Origin of the sequence: Embleya sp. NPDC020630 (assembly GCF_044334985.1) — a bacterium.
Lineage (GTDB): Bacteria > Actinomycetota > Actinomycetes > Streptomycetales > Streptomycetaceae > Embleya.
In genome coordinates this window covers 1,355,842-1,375,379 of the sequence record NZ_JBIRUB010000001.1, presented here as the reverse complement: position 1 = coordinate 1,375,379, position 19,538 = coordinate 1,355,842, and the positions used below count along the sequence as shown (strand labels likewise).

18 protein-coding genes are annotated in these 19,538 nt (G+C 72.6%); 13 read left to right on the top strand and 5 right to left on the bottom strand.

Features of this window, described 5'->3' with window-relative positions; all coding sequences use genetic code 11:
* Positions 1-29 precede the first annotated feature (29 nt).
* On the top strand, positions 30-548 hold the full coding sequence (locus tag ACH4XV_RS05705; protein WP_395786955.1) for an HD domain-containing protein: 519 nt from the start codon (positions 30-32) through the stop codon (positions 546-548).
* Positions 549-554: 6 nt separating this feature from the next.
* Here ACH4XV_RS05705 and ACH4XV_RS05700 read toward each other — a convergent pair whose 3' ends face one another.
* Positions 555-1,298: an SDR family NAD(P)-dependent oxidoreductase gene (locus tag ACH4XV_RS05700; protein ID WP_395786954.1), complete on the bottom strand. Its 744-nt coding sequence runs from the start codon at positions 1,296-1,298 to the stop codon at positions 555-557.
* A 141-nt stretch (positions 1,299-1,439) separates the two neighbouring features.
* Here ACH4XV_RS05700 and ACH4XV_RS05695 point away from each other — a divergent pair, with 141 nt between their 5' ends.
* Both ACH4XV_RS05695 and ACH4XV_RS05690 read left to right on the top strand, forming a co-directional pair.
* Positions 1,440-1,955 (top strand): GNAT family N-acetyltransferase, encoded by a 516-nt coding sequence (locus ACH4XV_RS05695; RefSeq protein ID WP_395787077.1) that lies wholly within the window; start codon positions 1,440-1,442, stop codon positions 1,953-1,955.
* An 86-nt stretch (positions 1,956-2,041) separates the two neighbouring features.
* Entirely contained in the window at positions 2,042-3,043 is a 1,002-nt protein-coding gene (locus ACH4XV_RS05690) for an acyltransferase domain-containing protein (protein WP_395786953.1), read from the top strand.
* Between the two features lie 50 nt (positions 3,044-3,093).
* Here ACH4XV_RS05690 and ACH4XV_RS05685 read toward each other — a convergent pair whose 3' ends face one another.
* Positions 3,094-3,726: a TetR/AcrR family transcriptional regulator gene (locus ACH4XV_RS05685; protein ID WP_395786952.1), complete on the bottom strand. Its 633-nt coding sequence runs from the start codon at positions 3,724-3,726 to the stop codon at positions 3,094-3,096.
* Between the two features lie 134 nt (positions 3,727-3,860).
* On the opposite strand from ACH4XV_RS05685, the gene ACH4XV_RS05680 reads away from it, so the two are divergent.
* From ACH4XV_RS05680 to ACH4XV_RS05660, 5 genes are all read left to right on the top strand, one after another.
* Complete coding sequence (locus ACH4XV_RS05680) at positions 3,861-4,754, top strand: virginiamycin B lyase (protein WP_395786951.1); 894 nt, start codon at positions 3,861-3,863, stop codon at positions 4,752-4,754.
* A 235-nt stretch (positions 4,755-4,989) separates the two neighbouring features.
* Positions 4,990-5,172 (top strand): hypothetical protein, encoded by a 183-nt coding sequence (locus tag ACH4XV_RS05675; RefSeq protein ID WP_395786950.1) that lies wholly within the window; start codon positions 4,990-4,992, stop codon positions 5,170-5,172.
* A 42-nt stretch (positions 5,173-5,214) separates the two neighbouring features.
* Positions 5,215-5,964, top strand: a complete 750-nt coding sequence (locus ACH4XV_RS05670) for a hypothetical protein (RefSeq protein ID WP_395786949.1) — start codon at positions 5,215-5,217, stop codon at positions 5,962-5,964.
* Entirely contained in the window at positions 5,961-6,890 is a 930-nt protein-coding gene (locus tag ACH4XV_RS05665) for a DUF6895 family protein (protein ID WP_395786948.1), read from the top strand. Before ACH4XV_RS05670 ends, ACH4XV_RS05665 begins: the two co-directional genes overlap by 4 nt.
* Positions 6,887-7,897 (top strand): serine hydrolase domain-containing protein, encoded by a 1,011-nt coding sequence (locus ACH4XV_RS05660; protein WP_395786947.1) that lies wholly within the window; start codon positions 6,887-6,889, stop codon positions 7,895-7,897. The genes ACH4XV_RS05665 and ACH4XV_RS05660 overlap by 4 nt, the downstream gene beginning before the upstream one ends.
* 73 nt (positions 7,898-7,970) lie before the next feature.
* On the opposite strand, the gene ACH4XV_RS05655 is transcribed toward ACH4XV_RS05660, so the two are convergent.
* Positions 7,971-9,662, bottom strand: coding sequence for a dihydroxyacetone kinase family protein (locus tag ACH4XV_RS05655; protein WP_395786946.1), 1,692 nt, complete (start codon positions 9,660-9,662; stop codon positions 7,971-7,973).
* Between the two features lie 217 nt (positions 9,663-9,879).
* On the bottom strand, positions 9,880-10,224 hold the full coding sequence (locus ACH4XV_RS05650; protein ID WP_246127020.1) for a S26 family signal peptidase: 345 nt from the start codon (positions 10,222-10,224) through the stop codon (positions 9,880-9,882).
* A 122-nt stretch (positions 10,225-10,346) separates the two neighbouring features.
* Between ACH4XV_RS05650 and ACH4XV_RS05645 the strand changes: the two genes are divergently transcribed.
* Positions 10,347-10,802, top strand: coding sequence for a hypothetical protein (locus tag ACH4XV_RS05645; RefSeq protein ID WP_395786945.1), 456 nt, complete (start codon positions 10,347-10,349; stop codon positions 10,800-10,802).
* 55 nt (positions 10,803-10,857) lie between these two features.
* Here the strand turns inward: ACH4XV_RS05645 and ACH4XV_RS05640 are convergent, their stop codons facing one another.
* Positions 10,858-11,661 carry a hypothetical protein gene (locus tag ACH4XV_RS05640; protein ID WP_395786944.1) on the bottom strand — a complete coding sequence of 268 codons (804 nt, stop codon included), beginning with the start codon at positions 11,659-11,661 and terminating at the stop codon, positions 10,858-10,860.
* A gap of 90 nt (positions 11,662-11,751) precedes the next feature.
* Between ACH4XV_RS05640 and ACH4XV_RS05635 the strand changes: the two genes are divergently transcribed.
* From ACH4XV_RS05635 to ACH4XV_RS05620, 4 genes are all read left to right on the top strand, one after another.
* Positions 11,752-12,702, top strand: a complete 951-nt coding sequence (locus tag ACH4XV_RS05635; protein ID WP_395786943.1) for an antibiotic ABC transporter ATP-binding protein — start codon at positions 11,752-11,754, stop codon at positions 12,700-12,702.
* Positions 12,699-17,324, top strand: coding sequence for a caspase family protein (locus ACH4XV_RS05630; RefSeq protein WP_395786942.1), 4,626 nt, complete (start codon positions 12,699-12,701; stop codon positions 17,322-17,324). The genes ACH4XV_RS05635 and ACH4XV_RS05630 overlap by 4 nt, the downstream gene beginning before the upstream one ends.
* 158 nt (positions 17,325-17,482) lie before the next feature.
* Positions 17,483-18,079 (top strand): LysE family translocator, encoded by a 597-nt coding sequence (locus ACH4XV_RS05625; protein ID WP_395787076.1) that lies wholly within the window; start codon positions 17,483-17,485, stop codon positions 18,077-18,079.
* A 30-nt stretch (positions 18,080-18,109) separates the two neighbouring features.
* Positions 18,110-19,537: an amidase gene (locus ACH4XV_RS05620; RefSeq protein ID WP_395786941.1), complete on the top strand. Its 1,428-nt coding sequence runs from the start codon at positions 18,110-18,112 to the stop codon at positions 19,535-19,537.
* Position 19,538: the final 1 nt, after the last annotated feature.

Genomic DNA, 19,538 nt, shown 5'->3' with positions numbered 1-19,538 from the left:
CCTCGTGGCAGGGCTCTTACCCTGTCCGGGTGACCTCCGCCAAGCTCCGTCCGCTGCCCGCCGAAGTGATCACCCTGCTGGATCAACTCACCCCCTGCCCCCGCCTGGTCGAACATCTGCGCATCGTGCACGACGTCGCGTGCCGGCTGTGCGACTGGGTCGCGGCGACCTTCCCGGAACTGGCCTTCGACCGCGACGCGGTGCTATTCGGCGCCGCCACCCACGACATCGGGAAGACCCTGCACCCGGAGGAGTTGTCCGGTCCGGGTTCGTGTCACGAGCAGGCCGGCTACGACCTGCTCACCGCCCAGGGGGTGTGCCCGTCCCGAGCCCGCTTCGCCCGTACCCACGCGGCCTGGAACCCGACCGACCCGGACGAACTCCTGGTCAGCCTGTCCGACAAGGTCTGGAAGGGAAGGCGGGTGGCCGCCCTGGAACAGGACCTGATCACGCTGCTCGCGACCGCCTCGGGCCGCCCGGAGTGGGAAATCTTCCAGGCCCTCGACGACTTCGTGACCACGATCGAAACCGACTCGCTCCTGTTCTGACCCCGCTCAGCGCGGCAACCGCCGCCACAGCGCCCGAGGCAGCACCCGCATCCCGGCGAACACCGGCCGCAGCGTGCCCGGCACCCACACCTCGCCCCGGCCCCGCAGCAGCGCCCGCACCGTCGCGTCCGCCACCTGCTCCGGCGTGCTGGACAACGGCGCCGGCGACATGCCTCGGGTCATCCGTCCCACCACGAACCCGGGCCGGACCAGCAACAGCCGTACCCCGCTGCCCGCGAGCGCGTCGGCCAGACCACTCGCGAAGCCGTCCAGACCGGCCTTGGCCGAGCCGTACACGTAGTTCGCCCGCCGTACCCGGACCCCGGCCACGGACGAGAAGACCACCAGCCGGCCGTGCCCCTGCGCGCGCAACACGGCGGCGAGATGGGTCAGCACGCTCACATGCGCGGTGTAATCGGTGTGCACCACCGCGACCGCGTGCGCCGCGTCGACCTCGGCCCGGCGCTGATCGCCCAGGATGCCGAACGCGGTGACCACGACGTCCAGCGCCCCGTGCCGGGCGATCACGTCGTCCAGCATCGGCCGATGCGTGGCCAGATCGTCCGCGTCGAACTCGACCCGATCCACCCGCCGGGCGCCGGCTTCGAGCAGCCGCGCCTCCTCGTCGTCGAGGTCGTGACTGCGCCGCGCGGCCAGCACGACGGTGCGCGCGCCGCGGGCGATCAGCCGCTCCGCGACCGCCACCCCGATCTCACTGCGGCCTCCGAGGACCAAAACGGTTCCACTCACGGGCACAGTCTGCCGGATTCCCGGCCCGGGCCCGCTCCCCGTACTCGGCGCCGACTCAATAGCCTTGTCCGCGTGACGCCGAACCCGAATCCGAACCAGGCCGCGCGCACCGACCCGGCCCCGGACCCCCGACCCGTCGTACTGCGCGGAGCCGAGGCCGCCGCGTCCGCGGCCGAACCGCTGCGGGCGATCCTGGCCGAGCTGATCAACGACGGCGCCGCACTCGGCTGGGTGGATCCGCCGGACCTCGCCGAGGTGGGCGACCTGCTCACCGGCCTCGCCGAGGCGCAGCGGTCGGGCGACGCCGCGCTGCGGTTCGCGTACGCGGGCGAGGAGCTGCTCGGGTTCGGCTACTGGCGGCGCTACATCCGGCCGACCCATCGGCCCAACGCCGACCTGGAGAAGCTCGCGGTGGCGCTGCCCGCGCACGGTCGCGGCATCGGCCGGCGGCTCACCGAGGCGTTGCTCGACGACGCGCGGGCCGCGGCGGTCGAGATCCTCACCCTCGACGCCCGGGGCGACAACGTCGGCGCGCTGCGGCTGTACCGCTCGCTCGGCTTCGTCGAGTACGGGCGCCTGCACGACTTCGTCGCGGTCGGCGCGCGCCGCTACGACAAGTACTTCTACTCGATCGACCTGCGCGCCTCCGTCGCGTGATCGGCCGCCGCCGGGGCCGCCGGGCCGAGGCCGGCGCGGAGCCGGGTCGCCCGCATCCGCAACCACCACCGGCCACGCCCCCGACGGTGCCGGACACCGCGGCGCTGCTGCGCGCGGACGCGCCGGCGGCGGCCTGGGCCGCGGCGTTGACCGAGGCCGAGGCCGACAGCCGGATCGAGGTCGAGCTACCCGCCGGCGACCGGCTCGCCGCGGTGCTCCTGGACCTGTCCGTCCCCCACGAGGACGTGGGCGAACTGCTCTCCGCCCGGTCCGCGCTGCTCGCCGACCCGGTGCTGCGCGAGCTGTTCGAACGGGCCGTCCGGGTGCTGGCGGCCGACATGGGCACGCCCACCCGGCGCCGCCCCTTCCCGCCGCTGCCGGCCGCGGCGGGCGCGGGGGCCCGGTGGTTCCACGTGTACGTGTACGTCGCCGCGCTCCCGCACGTACTGGCCCACCACCACGGGCTCGGCATCCCACCCGAGGTGTCCCGCCGCACCCTCGCCGACCTGGGCCGGCACATGGCACTGCATCGGCGCAGGCACGGCTCGGGCGGATTGAGCGCGCGGCACTGGCCGGGTTACCACTTCCGCGGCGAGCTGTACCAGCTCGGCCGGCTCCAGTTCCAACGTTCGACGATGGGCGAGACGGCAGCGGCGAGCGCCACGGCGTTCGGGCTCGACCACGGCCCCGAGGACCCCGCGCTGGAGCTGCACATCCCGGATTTCCTCGGCCCGATGTCCCCGGAGGCGTGCGACGAGTCCTTGAACCTCGCCCGCGCATTCTTCCCGCGCCACTACCCGAGCGAGCGTTACAGGATCGCGGTCTGCGGTTCCTGGCTCCTCGACCCGCAGTTACGCGAGTACCTACCACCCGAGTCCAACATCATCCGCTTCCAAAGCCGCTTCCACCTGTACACAGACCCAACCGGACCAAAATCGGACGACACCGCCCCCATCGGCTTCATCTTCGGCAACCCCGACCTACCCACCACATCCCTTCCCCAAGACACATCCCTACAACGCGCAATCACCACCCACCTACACACCGGCCGCCACTGGCACATCCGCACCGGCTGGTTCGAGCTGTAACCCCGATCGACCTCGCCTCGTCGCCTCGGCGCGCGCCGTCGGCGGCGACATCACGGCCGGTCGGTGGGTTCGGGGACTGGGGTGGTTCGGACGAAGACGCCGGCGCGGGCCGCTGTCTCGGCTGCGTCGGCTGCGCGGCGGGCCTGGTCGGTGTCGACCGGTTCGCGGGTGATGAACAGGCGGTAGTACAGCGCGCCGACGGCCGTGCGCACCACCTCGCCCGCGTCGGTACCCGCCGGCAACTCCCCGCGCTCGACGGCTCGTTGCACCACCACCTCGGCCTGGGCGAGTCGACCGACGAGAAAGCCGTGCAGTGCCGCGCCCGTGGTCGGATCCCGCACCGCCGCCGCCACGAGGGCCCGTGCGATCGGCCCGCGCCCGGGGTCCTCGAAACCCGACACCACCATCGCGGTGATCGCCCGCAGATCGTCGCGAAGCACACCGGTGTCGGGCAGCGGCCACGGCTCCTCCGCCGCGAGGTCGAGCGCGTCGGCGGCCAGCCCGGCCGCGTTGCGCCAGCGCCGGTACACCGTCGTCTTGTGCACCCCCGAGCGCACGGCGACCGCCTCCACGGTCAACCCGTCGAAGCCCTTGTCCGCCAATTCGGCCAGCGTCGCCCGCCGCACCGCGTCCCGGGTCCGCGCGGTGCGCCCCCCGGGCCGCGCCTCACCCACACCACTCACCCGACACCCCAAAAGCAACCCGGTTGCATTAGCAATACCCCGCCCGTCATACTCATTCTAATGCAACAAGGTTGCATTAGATCCGCTCACCCGTAAACACCCGCCCGCGTCGCACCGCACGAGAGAAGGCCCGGATGACCACCCCCACCGCGATCACCGGACTCCCGGTCGCCGACCGCGAGTCCGGCCCGTACTCGATCGCCGTCGGCCCGGACGGCGCCCTGTGGTTCACCCTGGTGCACGCCGGTCGCGTCGGCCGGCTGGACCCCGCAGACGGGCAGGCCACGATCCACGATCTCGGCGACCCGACCTGCGGCCCGACCGTGCTGGTCGCGGGCCCCGACGACGCGCTGTGGTTCACCGAGTACAAGGCCCACCGCATCGGCCGAATCGCCCCGACCGGCACGGTGACCCACTTCGACCTGCCCACCGCCGATTCCGGGCCGTACGGGATCACCCGCGGCCCCGACGGCGCGCTGTGGTTCACCGAGACCACCGCGAACCGCATCGGCCGGATCACCACGACCGGCGCGGTCACCACGTTCGACCTGCCGATCCCGGCCGCGTTCCCGTCGGCGATCACCACCGGCGCCGACGGCGCGCTGTGGTTCACCCTCAACGCCGCCAACGCGCTCGGCCGGATCACCACGACCGGCGCGGTGACCATGTACCCGCTGGCCACCCCGGGCGCGGCCCCGGTCGGGATCGCGGCCGACCCCGACGGCTCGGTGTGGTTCACCGAGATCGGCGCGGGCGCGATCGGTCGCCGCACGGCGACCGGCGAGTTCACCCAATTCCCGCTGCCGGACCGGGAGTCTCGCCCGCACGCGGTGGCGTTGGACGCGGCCGGCCACTGCTGGTTCACCGAATGGGCCGCGAACCGGGTCGGCCGACTCGCCCGGGAGGGCACTCTGACGGAGTACGACTTGCCCGGCGTCGCCGCCGAACCGCACGGCCTCACCCAGGGCCCCGACGGCGCGATCTGGGTCGCCCTGGAGGCAGGCAGCCTGGCCCGCGTCGAGCCCTGAATCACCCGAAAACCGCTGGTGAACACCGATTCGCCGCCCGATCCGCCACCCCTTCCCGGATTCGACCCGGCGCCGAACACGCCCCCCATGCGCCCCTGTACGCGCCCTCGCACGCGAAACGAACCGCAGGCGACACCGATCACGAAATGGTGCAAAGCATGACAAAAAGTGCCTATGGTCGAAGGCACGGGGCGTCGCCGAGCCCGGCGATGTGGTCACCACGAGGGAGCACACGATGCTTACTCAGCACGTTCGTCAGTCCACACCGGTCCACGCCGGTACCGTCGCGTCGCTCATGATCGAGCAGGAGACGACCATCAGCGACGCTCCGCTGTGCGTGCCGGAAGACTTCGGCGGCGGCGTCGGCCTGCTGCTGGCCGGCCTGCTCCTGTCCCCGAAGCCCCCGAAGGAGCGGTGACCCGGACGAATCGTCCGTGACACCACCGGTTCCGACGGAAAGTTGAACACCACCATGCCCTTCGCCGGCACCTCGCCACACGAGGACTACACGGCGGCGGTCGAGCGAGTGGCAGGCCAGGCCCTCGGCGTCCTCATGGACGCCGGGGGCGCGGTCGTGCCCGCCGGATTCGCCGCCGACGACCTGCACACAGCACAAACCCGCGACCCCGACGCCGACTTGCCCGGCCTGCGGGTCCTGGGCTCGGACGCGCTCGCCCCCCACGTCCTGCGCGGCACGCCCGTGCCGACCGATCGAGCCGAGGCCGCCGCCAGGGCGTTCGCCGTCTTCCCGCCCGACGCGGTGGGCGCCTCGCCCGACACCGCGTGGATCGTCACCTGGCGCGACTGGGCGACCGCCCGCACCCTGACCCGCTTCGGCCTGACCGTGGACGTGCCCGTCCCCGGCGACGGCGCCCAGGTCGCGGACGCGTCGTCCTGGCAGACCTGGTCGGTGCGCATGGCCCAGCTGTCCTCCCTGGCCCTGCCCGGCCTGGACGGCCCCATCCACACCGCCGCCCGCGAGGGCGCCGAGGCCCTGTCCCGGGGGCTGGTACGGGCGATGTTGCGCCGCGACTACCGCACCGCCGCCCGGATCGCCCGCTGGCTCGCGTGGGTGGCCGCCGACGGCGTCGCCCCGCCGCTGGACCTCGCGCCGCTGCTGCGCCACGTCCGGCTGTTCGGCGGCGGCAGCACCCGTACCGTGCTCGACACCCGTATCGCCCAACACGTGACCGGGCTGGAGGGCTCATGAACGCCGAGGTGCTCAAGACCGCGCACACCATCGGCTCGCGGGCGTTGCGCTGGCTGCACGACAACGCCGGGTTCGGCACCCTGCCCACGCACACCATCGTCGACTTCAACGACCGCGACGGCGCGTACAAGCCGCTCGGCGAGACCGCGCTGGCCACCTCCCTGATGTTGCGCGAGGGGGTCGCCGGGCCGGGCGACCTGGCCACCGCGCGCAACCTGATCGGCTTCGCCTGGGAGCAGTTCCAGTGCGGGAACTTCCTCTACGAGCGCCAGCTCCGGCACCCGCTGATCACCGATCCGCTGGAGACGTACGCGCACTTCGCCCGGGCGGGCCTGCGGCACGAGCCGATGGATCGCCTGCAGGAGCACCTGGCCGAGCTGCGCTCGGTGCAGGGGATCGAACTGATGCCCAACCGGCGGCTCGCGGTGGCCAACGCGAGCCGGGTCGCCGGATCGAACCGCCGATTCGACTGGGCGGCGCTCGCCGCCGACACCTGGTTGGGGCTGACTCCCGAGCCGTGGCTGATCGACTGGATGACCGCGTACTGCATGACCCACACGGTGTTCCACGTCACCGACTGGGGGGCGCATCCGGAACTGTTGCCCGCCGAGATCCAGGACTATCTGCGGCTCTGGTTGCCGGTGTGGGTGGACATCTGGGCCGAGGTGTCGCAGTTCGACCTGGTCGGCGAGTTGTTGGCGGTCGACGCGTGTCTGACCGAGCCGGTCTGTGACGCGCAGGGCTGGGAGCGGCTCGCGGCGGCACAGCACGAGGACGGGCTGCTGCCGCGTGACGCGGATCCGATCGACGAGGACCCGAAGCAGGCGTTCAAGGACCACGAGCACACCGCCGTGGTCGCGATCGTCGCCGGCACCATCACGCTGGCGCGCTCCCTGGGTACCGCAACGGCCCCCGTTCCCGCGTGAGCGAGTCGTCCGCACGGTTGTTGGCACCGCTGTTGCGGACCGTGCCCTCGGCCGGCGCGCTGGTCGTGGGCACGGTCCGGGCCGGCGAGTCGTCGGTGGTGTGCCGAGGGCCCGCGGTGGACGCCGACGCCCGGTTCGAACTGGGCTCGGTGACCAAAACGTTCACCGCGCTGCTGTTGGCCGACGCGGTGGCGCGCGGTGAGGCCCGCCTCGACGATCCGCTGATCACCTACCTGCCGCTCGGCGCCCGGCCGCGCTGGGCCTCGGACGTGACCCTGCTGCATCTGGCCACGCACACCTCCGGATTGCCCCGGCTGCCGCCGGGCACGCTGCGCACGGCGTTGCCCGCCTGGTACTCGAACCCGTACGCGGGCTACACCGAGCAGCGCCTGTTCGCGTTGCTCGGCCGGACCCGGCCGCACGCGCGTCCGGGCACCCGGGTGTTGTACTCCAACCTGGCCGTGGCGCTGCTCGGACACGCGCTCGCGCGTGCCGCAGGCATGCCCTATCCGGACCTGGTGGTGGCCCGGCTCGGAGTGCCACTGGGGCTGACGATGACCACGTGCGATCCGAACGGGCCGCAGGTGACGGGGTATCTGCGCGGTCGACCCCGGCCGCCGTGGGACATGCCGGGGTTGCCCGCGGCGGGCGCGCTGCGCAGCAGCGGCACGGACCTGACCCGGTATCTGGCCGCGCACCTGGATCCGTCCGGGGTGCAACCCGCCTCGCTCGCCCGCGCGTTGATCGAGGTGCGGCGGCCTCGGCTGATCTGCCCCGACAGCGGTGATCGAGTGTGTCTGGTGTGGAATCTGCGGGTGCGTCGTGGGCACGATCTGATCTTCCATGGCGGCGCGACGCGCGGGTTCACCACGTTCGTGGGCTTCAGCCCGCAGACGGGGGTCGGGCTCGCCGCACTGGTGAACCGGGCGACGGGGGATCGGGGGCCCTTCATCCAGGTCGCGTACGACACGTTGCGGGCGCTCGCGGACGACGCCGGGCCGGGCTGAGTCTCCCCCGCACATCGGGGCGAGCCGATACCTCGACCGCCGCGGCCCGGATCCGGGCCGCGGCGGTCGTGCGCTATGCCCCCTCGCCCTCCGCGTCCAGGGCGTCGGCGACCGCGCGCAGCCAGATCACCACGGCCTCCGCGCCCGGGTCGACCGTGCCGATCGCCCGGTCGCCGAGGTAGCTGCTGCGGCCCCGGCGGGCGCTGTGGGTCGCCGTCTCCTCGGTGCCGGCGGCGGCCGCGTCGATCGCCTCGGCCAGGCTCGCGCCGCCGACCAGGGCCTCGCCGGCGGGCACGAGGGCGTCCAGCATGGTGCGGTCGCCGACCCGGGCGCCGCCGAGTTCGCCGACCGCCCGGGCGCCCGCGGCCAGCGCCTCGCGCCACCCGTGCGGTGACGGGTCGGCCTCCACCGCGCTCGCCGCGCGCAGCAGGAGCACCGAGTACAGCGGCCCGGAGGTGCCGCCGAGGGCGCGTCGTACGGTGTCGGCGAGCCCGCGCAGCACGGCGGCCGGGTCGCCGCCGCCGTAGCCGGGCAGCTCGCGCCGGACGGCCTCGGCGCCGCGGGCCAGGCTGATGCCCAGGTCGCCGTCGCCGACGATCCGGTCCAGCTCGGTCAGGTGCGGCTCGGCCTCGGTCAGCGCCGCGCACGCCGCCTCGACGGCGCGGGTGAGCGGGGTCGGCTCGGTCAGCGCGGTTCCGGCGTCGGCGGTGCCGGGAGCGGGGGCCGCCGGCAGCACGGTGACCTCGCCCACCCGGCCCGCCACCGGCGTCGGCCACGCGGGCGCGGAGGTCGCCGCGTCGAGGCGGGCGAGCCGGGCGTCGTCGACCCGGAGCAGGGACAGCGAGACGCCGGCCATTTCCAGGGCGGTCAGGAACGATCCGCGCCAGGCCCGCTCCAGGACCAGACCCCGGCCGGCCAGGTCACGCACGGCGCCGCGCAGCACGATGTCCAGTTCCATGGTCGGGGTGCCGCCGAGGTTGTTGACCAGCAGCGCGACCCGGTCGCCGGCTTCGAGGCCGGTCTCCGTCACGATCCGGTCCAGGAGTTCGGCCACGAACGTGTCGGCGGGCGCGATCTTGTCCCGGCGTACCCCCGCCTCGCCGTGAATGCCCAGGCCCAACTCGACTTCGTCCTCGCCGAGTTCGAAGCCAGGCTGCCCGGCGGCCGGCACCGTGCACGGGCTGAGCGCAACGCCCATCGTGCCGATCGCGCGGGCCGCCGCCTCGGCCTCCGCCCGGACCTCGGCCAGCGTCGCGCCCGCCTCCGCCGCCGCTCCCGCGACCTTGTGCACGAACACGGTGCCGGCGATCCCGCGCCGGCCGGCGGTGCCCTCCCCCGCGGCCAGGGCCACGTCGTCGGCGACCACCACCACCTCGACCGCGATCCCCTCGGCCCGGGCCAACTCGGCGGCGAGGCCGAAGTTGAGCCGGTCGCCGGTGTACGACTTGACCACGAGCAGCACTCCGGCGGGGCCGGCGACGGTGCGGATCGCGGCCAGGATCGTGTCGGTGGCCGGGGAGGTGAACACGTCCCCCGACACGGCGGCGGTCAACATCCCGGGCCCGACGTATCCCGCGTGCGCGGGCTCGTGGCCGGCGCCGCCGCCGGAGATCACCGCGACCCGGCCGCTCTGCGCGTACGCCCGCGCGTCCGCGCGCAACGCGACGTTCGCGCCGTCCAGCAGGGCGATGCCGGGGTTGGCCAGCGCCAGCCCCTCCAACATCTCGGGGACGACGTCGCGGGCGGAATTGATCAGCTTCTTCATGGCTGCATCTCTACCTGGCAGCGCCGCGGACGAATCCACCGGGTCGTCCCGAATCACGGGCAACCGGACGGACGGTGTACGCGTGTCGATCATCGGGACCGAAGGTCCCGGGGCGCGGTGGATCGCCGTCCGGCGGTCGTACCGCCCGGCCCGTGGCGGGAGTGGTTCCTCCTCAGGACTTCCGCCACGAGCCGGACTCCGGTCGGTGCGGCGGCACTCACCCGTCCGCGGGCACCGATTCGCGGATCTTGCGGCCGGCGCCCGGACGGGGTACGCCGTCCACGGACACACAGATCCCGTAGACGCGGGCGTACGACGTCCAGCCGTTGGTCCGGCCACGATTGTTGCTGATCTGGACGCGCGAACGGGTGACATCCAGTGCGGAGACCAGGTGCAGGTACATCTTTCCCGCGACCCTGGCCAAGACGATGTCCCCGAGAGCGAGACGGGCCGGGTCCACCGGCGCGACGGTCACGAGTTGGCGACTGCGGATAAGCGGGGCCATGGAGGTCCCGCGCGGGCGAAACTCGACGGTGGCGCCGCGCGCCACCTTGGCGGCCATGCTGTCCATCATTCCCATCGCGGAACAGGATGACGGATGAACGCCGAACCGGCCACGGGTTTTTTTCGCCCGCCGGCCGGCCCGACGAACCAACCCTCGACGACCCACCCGAAAGGCCACGGATGAGCTCCCGACCGCACCACTACCGATTCGCCCACGTGGTCTTCCGCTCGATCGCGCTGCGCAACGCCGCCGGGCTGCTGGCCGCACCGCTCGACGAACTGAACGCGCGCACCGCGGACCTGTGGGTCGGCGTCGGCGGCGAACTGCCCGAGGAGCAGCGGCTGCCCGCCGGCGGACTGGCCCTGTCGCACGTGCCGCTGGGCGCCGGGACCGCCCTGCTGGTGCGCTTCCCGCCCGCGCTGCATCCGCCGGAGGCGCACTTCGCGCTGCTCCTCGGGCCGGATGTGGTGGGCGAGCCGCGCTACTTCGTCCTGGAGGAGAGTCTCGACATGTTCACCCGTGCGCGGGTCACGGTGCTCGGCGCCTGGAACGCGGACACCCATCTCAATCTCGGGCCCGGCCCGGTCGCGGAGGCGGACGCCTTCGTGGCGGCGGTCGCGGCGCGGGTGCGGTAGGGCGGTGGGCCTGGCCGCCCGGGTTCGCCTTCGCGTGGGTTCGCTTTCGCGCGGGTCAGCGGGCCGGGCGGTCGGCGGTGGTCGCGCGCCAGGGGGCGGTCAGCGCGTCCCGGTCCGCGGCGGACATCAGGTGGGGCGCGCCGAGCGCCATCGCGGCGTGCAGCAGCGGGGACAGGGCGTCCGACCACGGCTCGGCCATCACCTCCTCGCTCTCCCCGTCCTCCTCGTCGTACACCGTCTCGAACGCCGTGGGGCCACCGCGTTCGCGCGCCGCGGCCCGGACCGTGGCGGACACCGCAAGGAACCCCTTGCCGATCGGGGAATCGGCCGGGCCCGCGCCGGGGATGGCCAGAGTGTCGGAGTGGTCGCGGTCGAGGTAGGGCGCGGCGTTCGGCTCACCGGCGAGCCAGCGAATCCAGGCCGCGCCGTAGTGGGCGGCGGCGCCCGGAATCGTGGCCGCGGCGAGCCGGGCGGCGGCCCGCGGGGTAAGCACGCGGGCCGCGTCGAGGACGTCCACCACCGCCGCGCCGTGCGGGCCGAACAGCGCGGACGCGGGCAGTTCGGCGAGCACGTCCACCGTGAACGCCCGGATGTACTTGGCGGGTTGGCGCAGCGCCTCGTTGGCCTGCGTCAGCGCCGCGCGCTCGGCGTCCGTCTCGGGCGGGGTCACCGCGACCCGGTACAGCCGGCCCGGCCACCCGCCGACGATCACGCTCGACAATTCCCGGTCGACCACGATGCACGGCGGCTCGAAGTCCGCCTTGGCGATCCGGCGTCCGACGGCCGCAGCGGCCATCGGCCCGGGGCGCGCCTCGCGTACGAAGACGAAGCCCTCCTCGGGAGGGTCGGCGCGGATCATCCGCCCAGCGTAGCCCCGGCTTTCGGGCCACCGGCCCGCATGCCGCCGGACAGGACCTAGGCTTGCCGCAGACATCAGGGGGAGGGGTCCGTGACCAAGGTCGTTTTTGTACACGGCGTCGGTAAGCAGTACCTGAGCGAGGACTCGCTCGCGCGTGACGTGGTGCCCGAACTGCGGGGCGGGGCCCGCCTGGCCGAGGGGCCGGTGCCGGCGGCCGAGGAGGTCGCGGTGGCCTTCTACGGCGACCTGTTCCGGCCGGCGGGGACCCGGTCGGCGGGGGACGAGCCCTTCGACGCGGCCGACGTGGTGGACGACGACGAGTTCGACCTGCTGATGGCGTGGTGGGCGGAGGCCGCGCGGGTCGATCCGGGTGTGCCGGGCCCGGACTCCGGCGGTACGCGCGGTGCGGCCGGCGCGGTCGGCTCGCGGGCGGTGCGGCTGAAGGCGGTGCGGGCGGCCCTGGACGCGCTGACCGGCGCGCGTTTCCTGACCGGCGTGCTGGACCGGGCGCTGATCGGCGACCTGAAGCAGATGGTCCGCTACCTCATCGACGAGGACATCCGGGCGCGGGCCCGGGCCCGGGTCGCGGCGCGGATCACCCCAAAGACCCGGGTGGTGGTGGCCCATTCGCTCGGGTCGGTGGTGGCCTACGAGACGTTGTGCAACACCTCGCACCGGGTGGACACCCTGGTCACCCTGGGCTCGCCGCTGGGGATGCGCGCGTTGGTGCACGATCGGCTGCGACCGGCTCCGATCGAGGGCATGGGGTGGTGGCCGCAGGGTCTGCGGGCCTGGACCAACATCGCCGACTCGGGCGATGTCGTCGCCGTGGTGCGCGAGTTGCGGCACACCTTCGGCGAGCGGGTGCGGGACGTGGTGGTCGACAACGGCAGCCACATGCACGACGCGACGCGCTACCTGACGGCGGTGGAGACGGGGACGGCGATCATGGCCGGGTTGCGCGCGGACGAGTCGGACCGGTTCGACGCACGGGCCGAGGCGCTGCGCTGGGCGGCGGGCGGCACCGGGTCGGGCGAGTGAGCGAACCGCGCCGATATCTGGTCGCGGCCGGGACGCGGCACTATCGCGAACTCGGCGAACTGCGCGGCGCGCACCGGGATGTCGGGCGGATCGTGGACCTGTTCGGGGCGATGGGCTACGAGCGGGTGCTGACCGAGGTGTCCCGCGACCCGGATGCCGACGAGTTCGAGGACGCGCTGGCGGACTGGTGCGCGGGTGGCGGGTTGACGGCGGGTGATGTCGTGGTCGTGTACTACGCCGGCCACGGCGACCCGCCGATCGCCGGACCGTATCGGCTGGCCTGCGCGGGCTCGGTGGCGACCCGACCGCGCACGTGGTTGTCGTTGGAGAACCTGGCGGCGATCCTGGCCGAATCGCCGGTCCGTGACGTGCTGTTCATCGTCGACGCGTGCCATGCCGGTCTCGGCGCCGACGAACTCGGCGCGGTGACGGCGGCGTTCGCGGCGACCCGGGCACGTGGTGAGGAGCCCGGTTCGGGGACGTGGGTGCTGGCATCGGCCCGGCGTCGGGAACTCGCCGGCGATGCGGGCGACTTCGTGACCGAACTCACCCGCGCCCACGCGGCGGGCGACGGAGCCTCGCAGCGCCGGCTGTCCCCCGCGCTGCTCGCCGACCGGATCAACCGGGCCTTCGTCACCGCCGGGCACGCGCAACGCGCCGTATGCTCCGTCACCGACCAGTCGATCCAGCCCCCGTTCTTCCCGAACCCCGCCTTCGACCCGGCGGCCGAGATCGGTCCGGACGGCCGGGCGGAGGGCGAAGGCGGGGACCTGACCGCGCACTTCGAGCCGCGCGGACGCGGTGTGGAACACGTGCACGACCCGGGCTCGTACTTCACCGGCCGCGCACACGCCCTCGACGTGGTCCGCACCCGCCTGGCCGGCCCGGGCGGACGCGGACCGCTGGCCGTCACCGGCGCGCCCGGCTCGGGCAAATCGGCGCTGCTCGGCCGGATCGTGCTCGAAGGCGACACCTGCGGCGGCACACCCCCGATCGACGTGTCGATCAACGCCCGGCATCAGACCATCGACGCGCTGATCGGCCGCCTGGCCGGCGCGGCGGACGTGCGCGCCTCGAGCGTGGACGCGCTGTTGGCGGCGCTGGCGGGCCGACAGGCGCCGTATCGCGTGGTGGTGGACTCGCTCGACGAGGCGGGCCCGGGCCACGACATCGTCGAGGCGCGCCGGATCGCGTGGGAACTACTGCGGCCACTGGGCGACGTGCCGTGTGTGCGGTTGGTGGTGGGGTCGCGGCGCGAACTGCTGAGCGACTGGTGCAGGCACGCCCCGATCGTGGACCTGGACGCCGACACCTACGCGGACGACACGAGTGTCGCCGACTACGTCGAGCGCATCCTCGCCGACGTGCGGTCGCCGTACACGGACGCCCCGGACACGGCGCGCGTTATCGCGGGGGCGGTGGCCCGACGGGCGGGACGCTGCTTCCTGGTCGCGCGGATGACGGCGAGCGCTCTGCTGCGGCAGGAGCCGGTGGACGTAAGGACATCGGGCTGGGCCGACGCACTCCCCTCCGACGTCGACGGCGCGTTCCGCTCCTACCTGGAGCGCCTACCCGCGGCCCGCCGCGCCACGGCGTTGACCCTACTCACGACTTTGGCCTTCGCCGAGGGCCACGGCCTGCCCCGCGCGGGCGTATGGACGACGGTGGCGTCCCGGCTGTCGGGCGCGGCGGTATGCGAGCGCGACATCGACGAGTTGGTGGACGAGGAGGGTTCCTATCTCACGACGGTCGACGTGGGCGGCCACCGCTATTTCCGCCTCTACCACCAGGAGTTGACCGACCACCTGCGCGAACGGGCGCTGACCGCCCGGAGCATGGTGGACATCCAGACGTGCTTCGTCGCGGCGCTGCTGGGCCTGGTGCCTCCCTTGCCGGACGGCATGGGTCCGAACTGGGACAAGGCGGAGCCCTATGTCCGCTACCACCTGGCAACGCATGCGGGAGCGGCGGGCACCATCGGTGAACTGATCACGGATCCGGCGTTCGTCCTGGCCGCCGGCCCTCTGGATCTGCTGCGAGCCGTTCGACGCGCCCGGGGGAACTCGATGGTGCCGCTGGTGGTGGAGCGGTGCGCGGAGGTTTTGCGGAAACGGGAGCGGGATCGGGCCGCCCATCTCGCGTTCGTGGCCCGGGCGACCGGCGAGCACGAATTCGCGGACCGAGCCCTGGCTTTGTCAACGTCCGTAGAGCGGGTGTGGATGGAGCCGCGGTCGGTAACGCCGCATCAGGTGATCGGACACCACGGCACAGGGGGCTTCTCGGTCGACGAGATCGACGACAACTGGTGGATCGAGGAACTGCGGCCCCGGAATCGCTCCTTGGTGTTGGCGCTCCCGCCCGCAGCGACGTGCCTGCATGTATGGGTCCCGGGCGACCCGTCCGCGGCCAGGACTCTGCCGCATCCGAACGAGATACTCGCCGCTGCGGCTTTCGTGGACGCGCACGATCAACCCACGGCGGTCACTCTCGACGACCAGGGCCAAGTGCGGACATGGAACGTCGACGACGCGACATGGCGTCCGTGCGCGGACAACGCCGGCTACCGGTCGATCGTCACGGCCGGTGTCCTGAGCAGCGGAAGGGCGGTTGTCGCCTGCCAAGAATGGGACGGCGTCGAGGTTTTGGACGTGACGACCGGGCAGGTCGTCCTGCGGGTCGAGCACCGCTTCGCTGGGAACGCCCCGCTGACCGGATGTCGGCTGATCCGCGCCCCGGGTTTCCCGGCGCGGTTGCCCTTGTTCCGGAAGGAGTCCGGCGCGATCGTACTGTACGACCCGGAGGGAGATCCGTCGGCCTCTCCCGAAGTTCTGGTCGATGGCCTCCATACCCGACCCGACCTCGACATCGCCGAGAATTCGAGGGGGGAGACCTTCCTCGCACTCGTAGAGGAGAGAGAGACCACGACGACGGTGACCCTGGTCCGGGTCGCCGGCCGATCTCTTTCGTTCGATCTACCGGAGGAGACGGCCGACGGGCGATGGGGTGGCTTCGTTCGGCTGGACGAGGACCCCACCTACATCGTGGGTGGTACGCACACGATCCACACGCTGCCGATGTCCGGTCTTCCCATGTCTTCCACGCAGCTCGACAGGAAACCGCTCTCGGCCGTCGCCATGGGAAACGATGGTCGCGCCGTCGTCGTCCGGGCCGGATGGAAGGGCGCGGTACACGTCGTCGACGCCACCGCCGGCACCCCGCTCGGAGACCCCCTCCTCGGCCACGAAAGCGCGGTTTGCGCCCTTCGGATACTCGCTTCGTCCTCGTCCGACGGCTTGAACATCCTCGCGGCCGGTGCCGACGGCACGGTTCGGCTGTGGAATTGGCAACCCCCGACAACCACCCTTCCCGACCCGGGCACCGCGCGTCGGCCGACGCCCGTGTCCGTCGAGGCACGGTCCGTACGGAGTTGGAGAGCACGACCGGACCGGATCCTGGTCACATCCCGTCTGGGTCTGCGAACGCTCGACCGCGAGCCGTTGGACCTCCCCGACAGCGCGGTGAGCGGCGACGTGCTTCCGGGTTCGGACAGACTTGCCATCACACGACGCCACGAAGACGACGACGGTGTGGTCTCCATCTTCCAGGTCTCCCACAACGCGAAGGAGGGTGCGCAGGACGCGGATTCATCCGGCTCGACCGTCTGGCACCGGTTGAGCCCCGACGGAGGGGTGCGAACCACCCGGCTCGCCTTCCCGAGACACATGTCCAGGATGACGAAATTCCACCTGATTCCGCCGTCCGCGAGCCACCCGCGCGCACGGCTCGTCTCCGTCGATCCCGTCCTGGACACCGTCGAGTTCACCGCGCCTGGCGGCCACCATCCCGGAACGGTCTGGCCGCTGTCTGCCGCGGACAACCACGCGACCTGGTGCAGTTCGACCGCCGTGGCCACATCGACCGGCCGGGCGCTACTCCTGCTCTCCCAGGGAGTCGGGCCACCGGACACCAGGCAGCTCTCGGGCCCGGCGATCCGCATCCGAGATGCGGTGACCGGCAACGAACTTGCGCACGGTCGCGTCGAGACACCGAATCCGGTGATGAGCATGCTGCCGTTCCATGCCCGAACCGGTACCCGTCATGTCTCCTGCGTCGACTACCGGGGTGACTACGCCGTTCTCGACCTGACCGACAGGCGCATGTACCGGGTCGGCATGGGGCGTCGACTCCCCGCCGCGTGGTGGACGCAGATGGACTACGCCGACGAACACGACATGGCCTGGGTGCGTCTGCCCTCGAACGACGCGTTGTTGCTCGCCACGGGTCGCGACGACGACCTGTCGGGCGCCGATTCGGTCCACATCTGGAACTCCGCCTCCCCGAACGACGTCGGCCGCCTTGCCGTCCCTGCCAAGCGCCTCCTCTGGACCGGCAACTCCCCTGACGGCGAAGCTCTCGTGCTGGTCGACGACGAACACGGCATCACCCTGTGTCATCTCCCGGACGGCAACCCGATCTGGCGCACGCCCCTGCCGGCCCGGATCAACGGCGCCACGCTCCTCGACGGCTTCGACATCGCGCTCGCCACCCAGCAGGGGGTCGTCCTGGTCCGGCCACGGATCTCCGCTGCGTGGCGGCGGCGGCTCGGGCTCGGGCGGGGGTGAGCGCGGCTGCCGCGCGCACGGGACAACTCGGTTGCCGGGAAAAGCCTGAAGGCGACAGAATTGCGGATTGCAAGTGACAGGCGGCCGGCGGTGCGACAGCGGGGGCACGAGTGATCGAGACAAGCGCAATAGTCGGGGTCAGCGCCGTGGCGCTGGGGATGGTGCTCACTCCCGGGCCCAACATGATGTACGTGACCTCGCGCAGCATCACCCAGGGCCGCCGCGCCGGCATGGTGTCGCTGCTCGGTGTGGCCCTCGGGTTCATGATCTACATGTCGATGGCCAACCTCGGCCTGTCCGCCGTGTTCCTCGTCGTGCCGGAGCTCTACCTCGCGGTCAAGCTGGCCGGTGCCGCCTACCTCGGCTGGCTCGCCTGGCAGGCGCTTCGGCCCGGTGGCGTCTCGGCGTTCGCCCCGCAGGAGCTGGCGCCCGACTCCAACCGGCGGCTGTTCACCATGGGGCTGCTGACCAACCTGCTGAATCCCAAGGCCGCGATCATGTACCTCTCGCTGATCCCGCAGTTCGTCGACCCGAACGCCGGGCACGTGCTGCTTCAGGGGTTCGTGCTCGGCACGATCCAGATCCTGATCAGTCTGACGGTGAACGGCGTCCTGGTCCTCGCGGCCGGTTCGATCGCGATCTTCCTGACCAAGCGGCCGTCGTGGCTGCGCATCCAGCGCTACGTCATGGGCACCGTGCTCGGCGGCCTCGCGGTCAAGCTGGCCACCGACCGGAGTCACCCCGCCACGGCCTGACCCATCGCCATCCCCCAGGAGCGGAGCGGTATGCGGCTCGACGAGTACGCCCGGTACGACGCGGTCGGCCTGCGTGACCTGATCCGCGGCGGCGAGGTCACCGCGGCCGAGGTCGAGCAGGCCGCCCGGGAGGCGATCGAGGTCGCGAACGCCGAGCTGAACGGGCTCGCGCTGCCCGTGTTCGAACCGGCCCTGGACCGCTCCCGAGACCCGGACGCGCCGTTCGCCGGCGTGCCGTTCCTGATCAAGGACTCCGGGCCGGTCGCGGCCGGGGTCCCGTTCTTCCTGGGCAGCCGCGCGGTGCCCGGGGTGGTCATGCCGCACGACAGCGAGCTGATGGCCCGCTTCCGGGCCGCCGGTCTCGTCACCCTCGGGCTGACCACCGCGCCGGAGATGGCGATCAACTTCGCGACCGAGTCGGTCAAGTACGGCATCACCCGCAACCCGTGGGATCCGGAGCGCGGCGTCGGCGGCTCCAGTGGCGGCGCGGCGGCCCTGGTCGCCGCCGGCGCGGTCCCGATCGCGCACGCCACCGACGGCGCGGGCTCGATCCGCGTGCCCGCCTCGGCCTGCGGACTGGTCGGGCTCAAGCCCACCCGGGGGCGTACCCCGTGCGGCCCCGACCTGGGCGAGTCGTTCTTCGGGATCTCGTACAACTTCGCGCTCACCCGCACCGTGCGCGACACCGCGTATCTGCTCGACGCGGTTTCCGGTCCGGCGCCGGGCGACAAGTACGGCGCGCCCACCCCGCTGCGGCCCTACGCCGCCGAACCGGGCGCCGACGTACCGCCGTTGCGGATCGGCGTGACCACCCGGGCGTGGTCCGGCGTCGCCGTCGACCCCGAGGTGGCGGGGGCGGCCGCGGCGGTCGCCGGGCTGCTGGGCGAACTCGGGCATCGGGTCGACGAGGCGAGCCCGGTGGTCGACTGGGAGAGCGTGCTCGACGGGCTGGTGCCGGAGGTGGTGTCGTTCGTCGCCGCACCACTGCTCGGCGCGCCCCGCCCGCCGGACCCGGCCAAGCTGGAGGCGGTCACCCGGCAGATCCTGCACGACGTACACGCGGTGACCGCGCTCGACCTGATCGCCGCGTTCGACGCGCACAACCGGGTGTCCCGCTCGGTCGGGGCCTTCTTCGCCGATCACGACCTGCTGATCACCCCGACCCTGGGTCAACTCCCGCCCCCGCATGGCACGTTGGACTTCGACGACCCGAAGCACTCGGTTCGGGGTTGGCTGGAGACGATCTTCGCCTACGGCCCGTTCACCGCGCTCTTCAACGTCACCGGCCAGCCCGCGATCAGTCTTCCGCTGGGGCACAGCGCCGACGGCCTGCCGATCGGCGTGCAACTGGTGGCCCCGTTCGGCCGCGAGGACACCCTCCTTCGGGTCGCCGCGCTGCTCGAACAGGCCCTGCCCTGGCACGACCGCGTCCCGCCGACGTTCGTCGGCGGCCGATAGC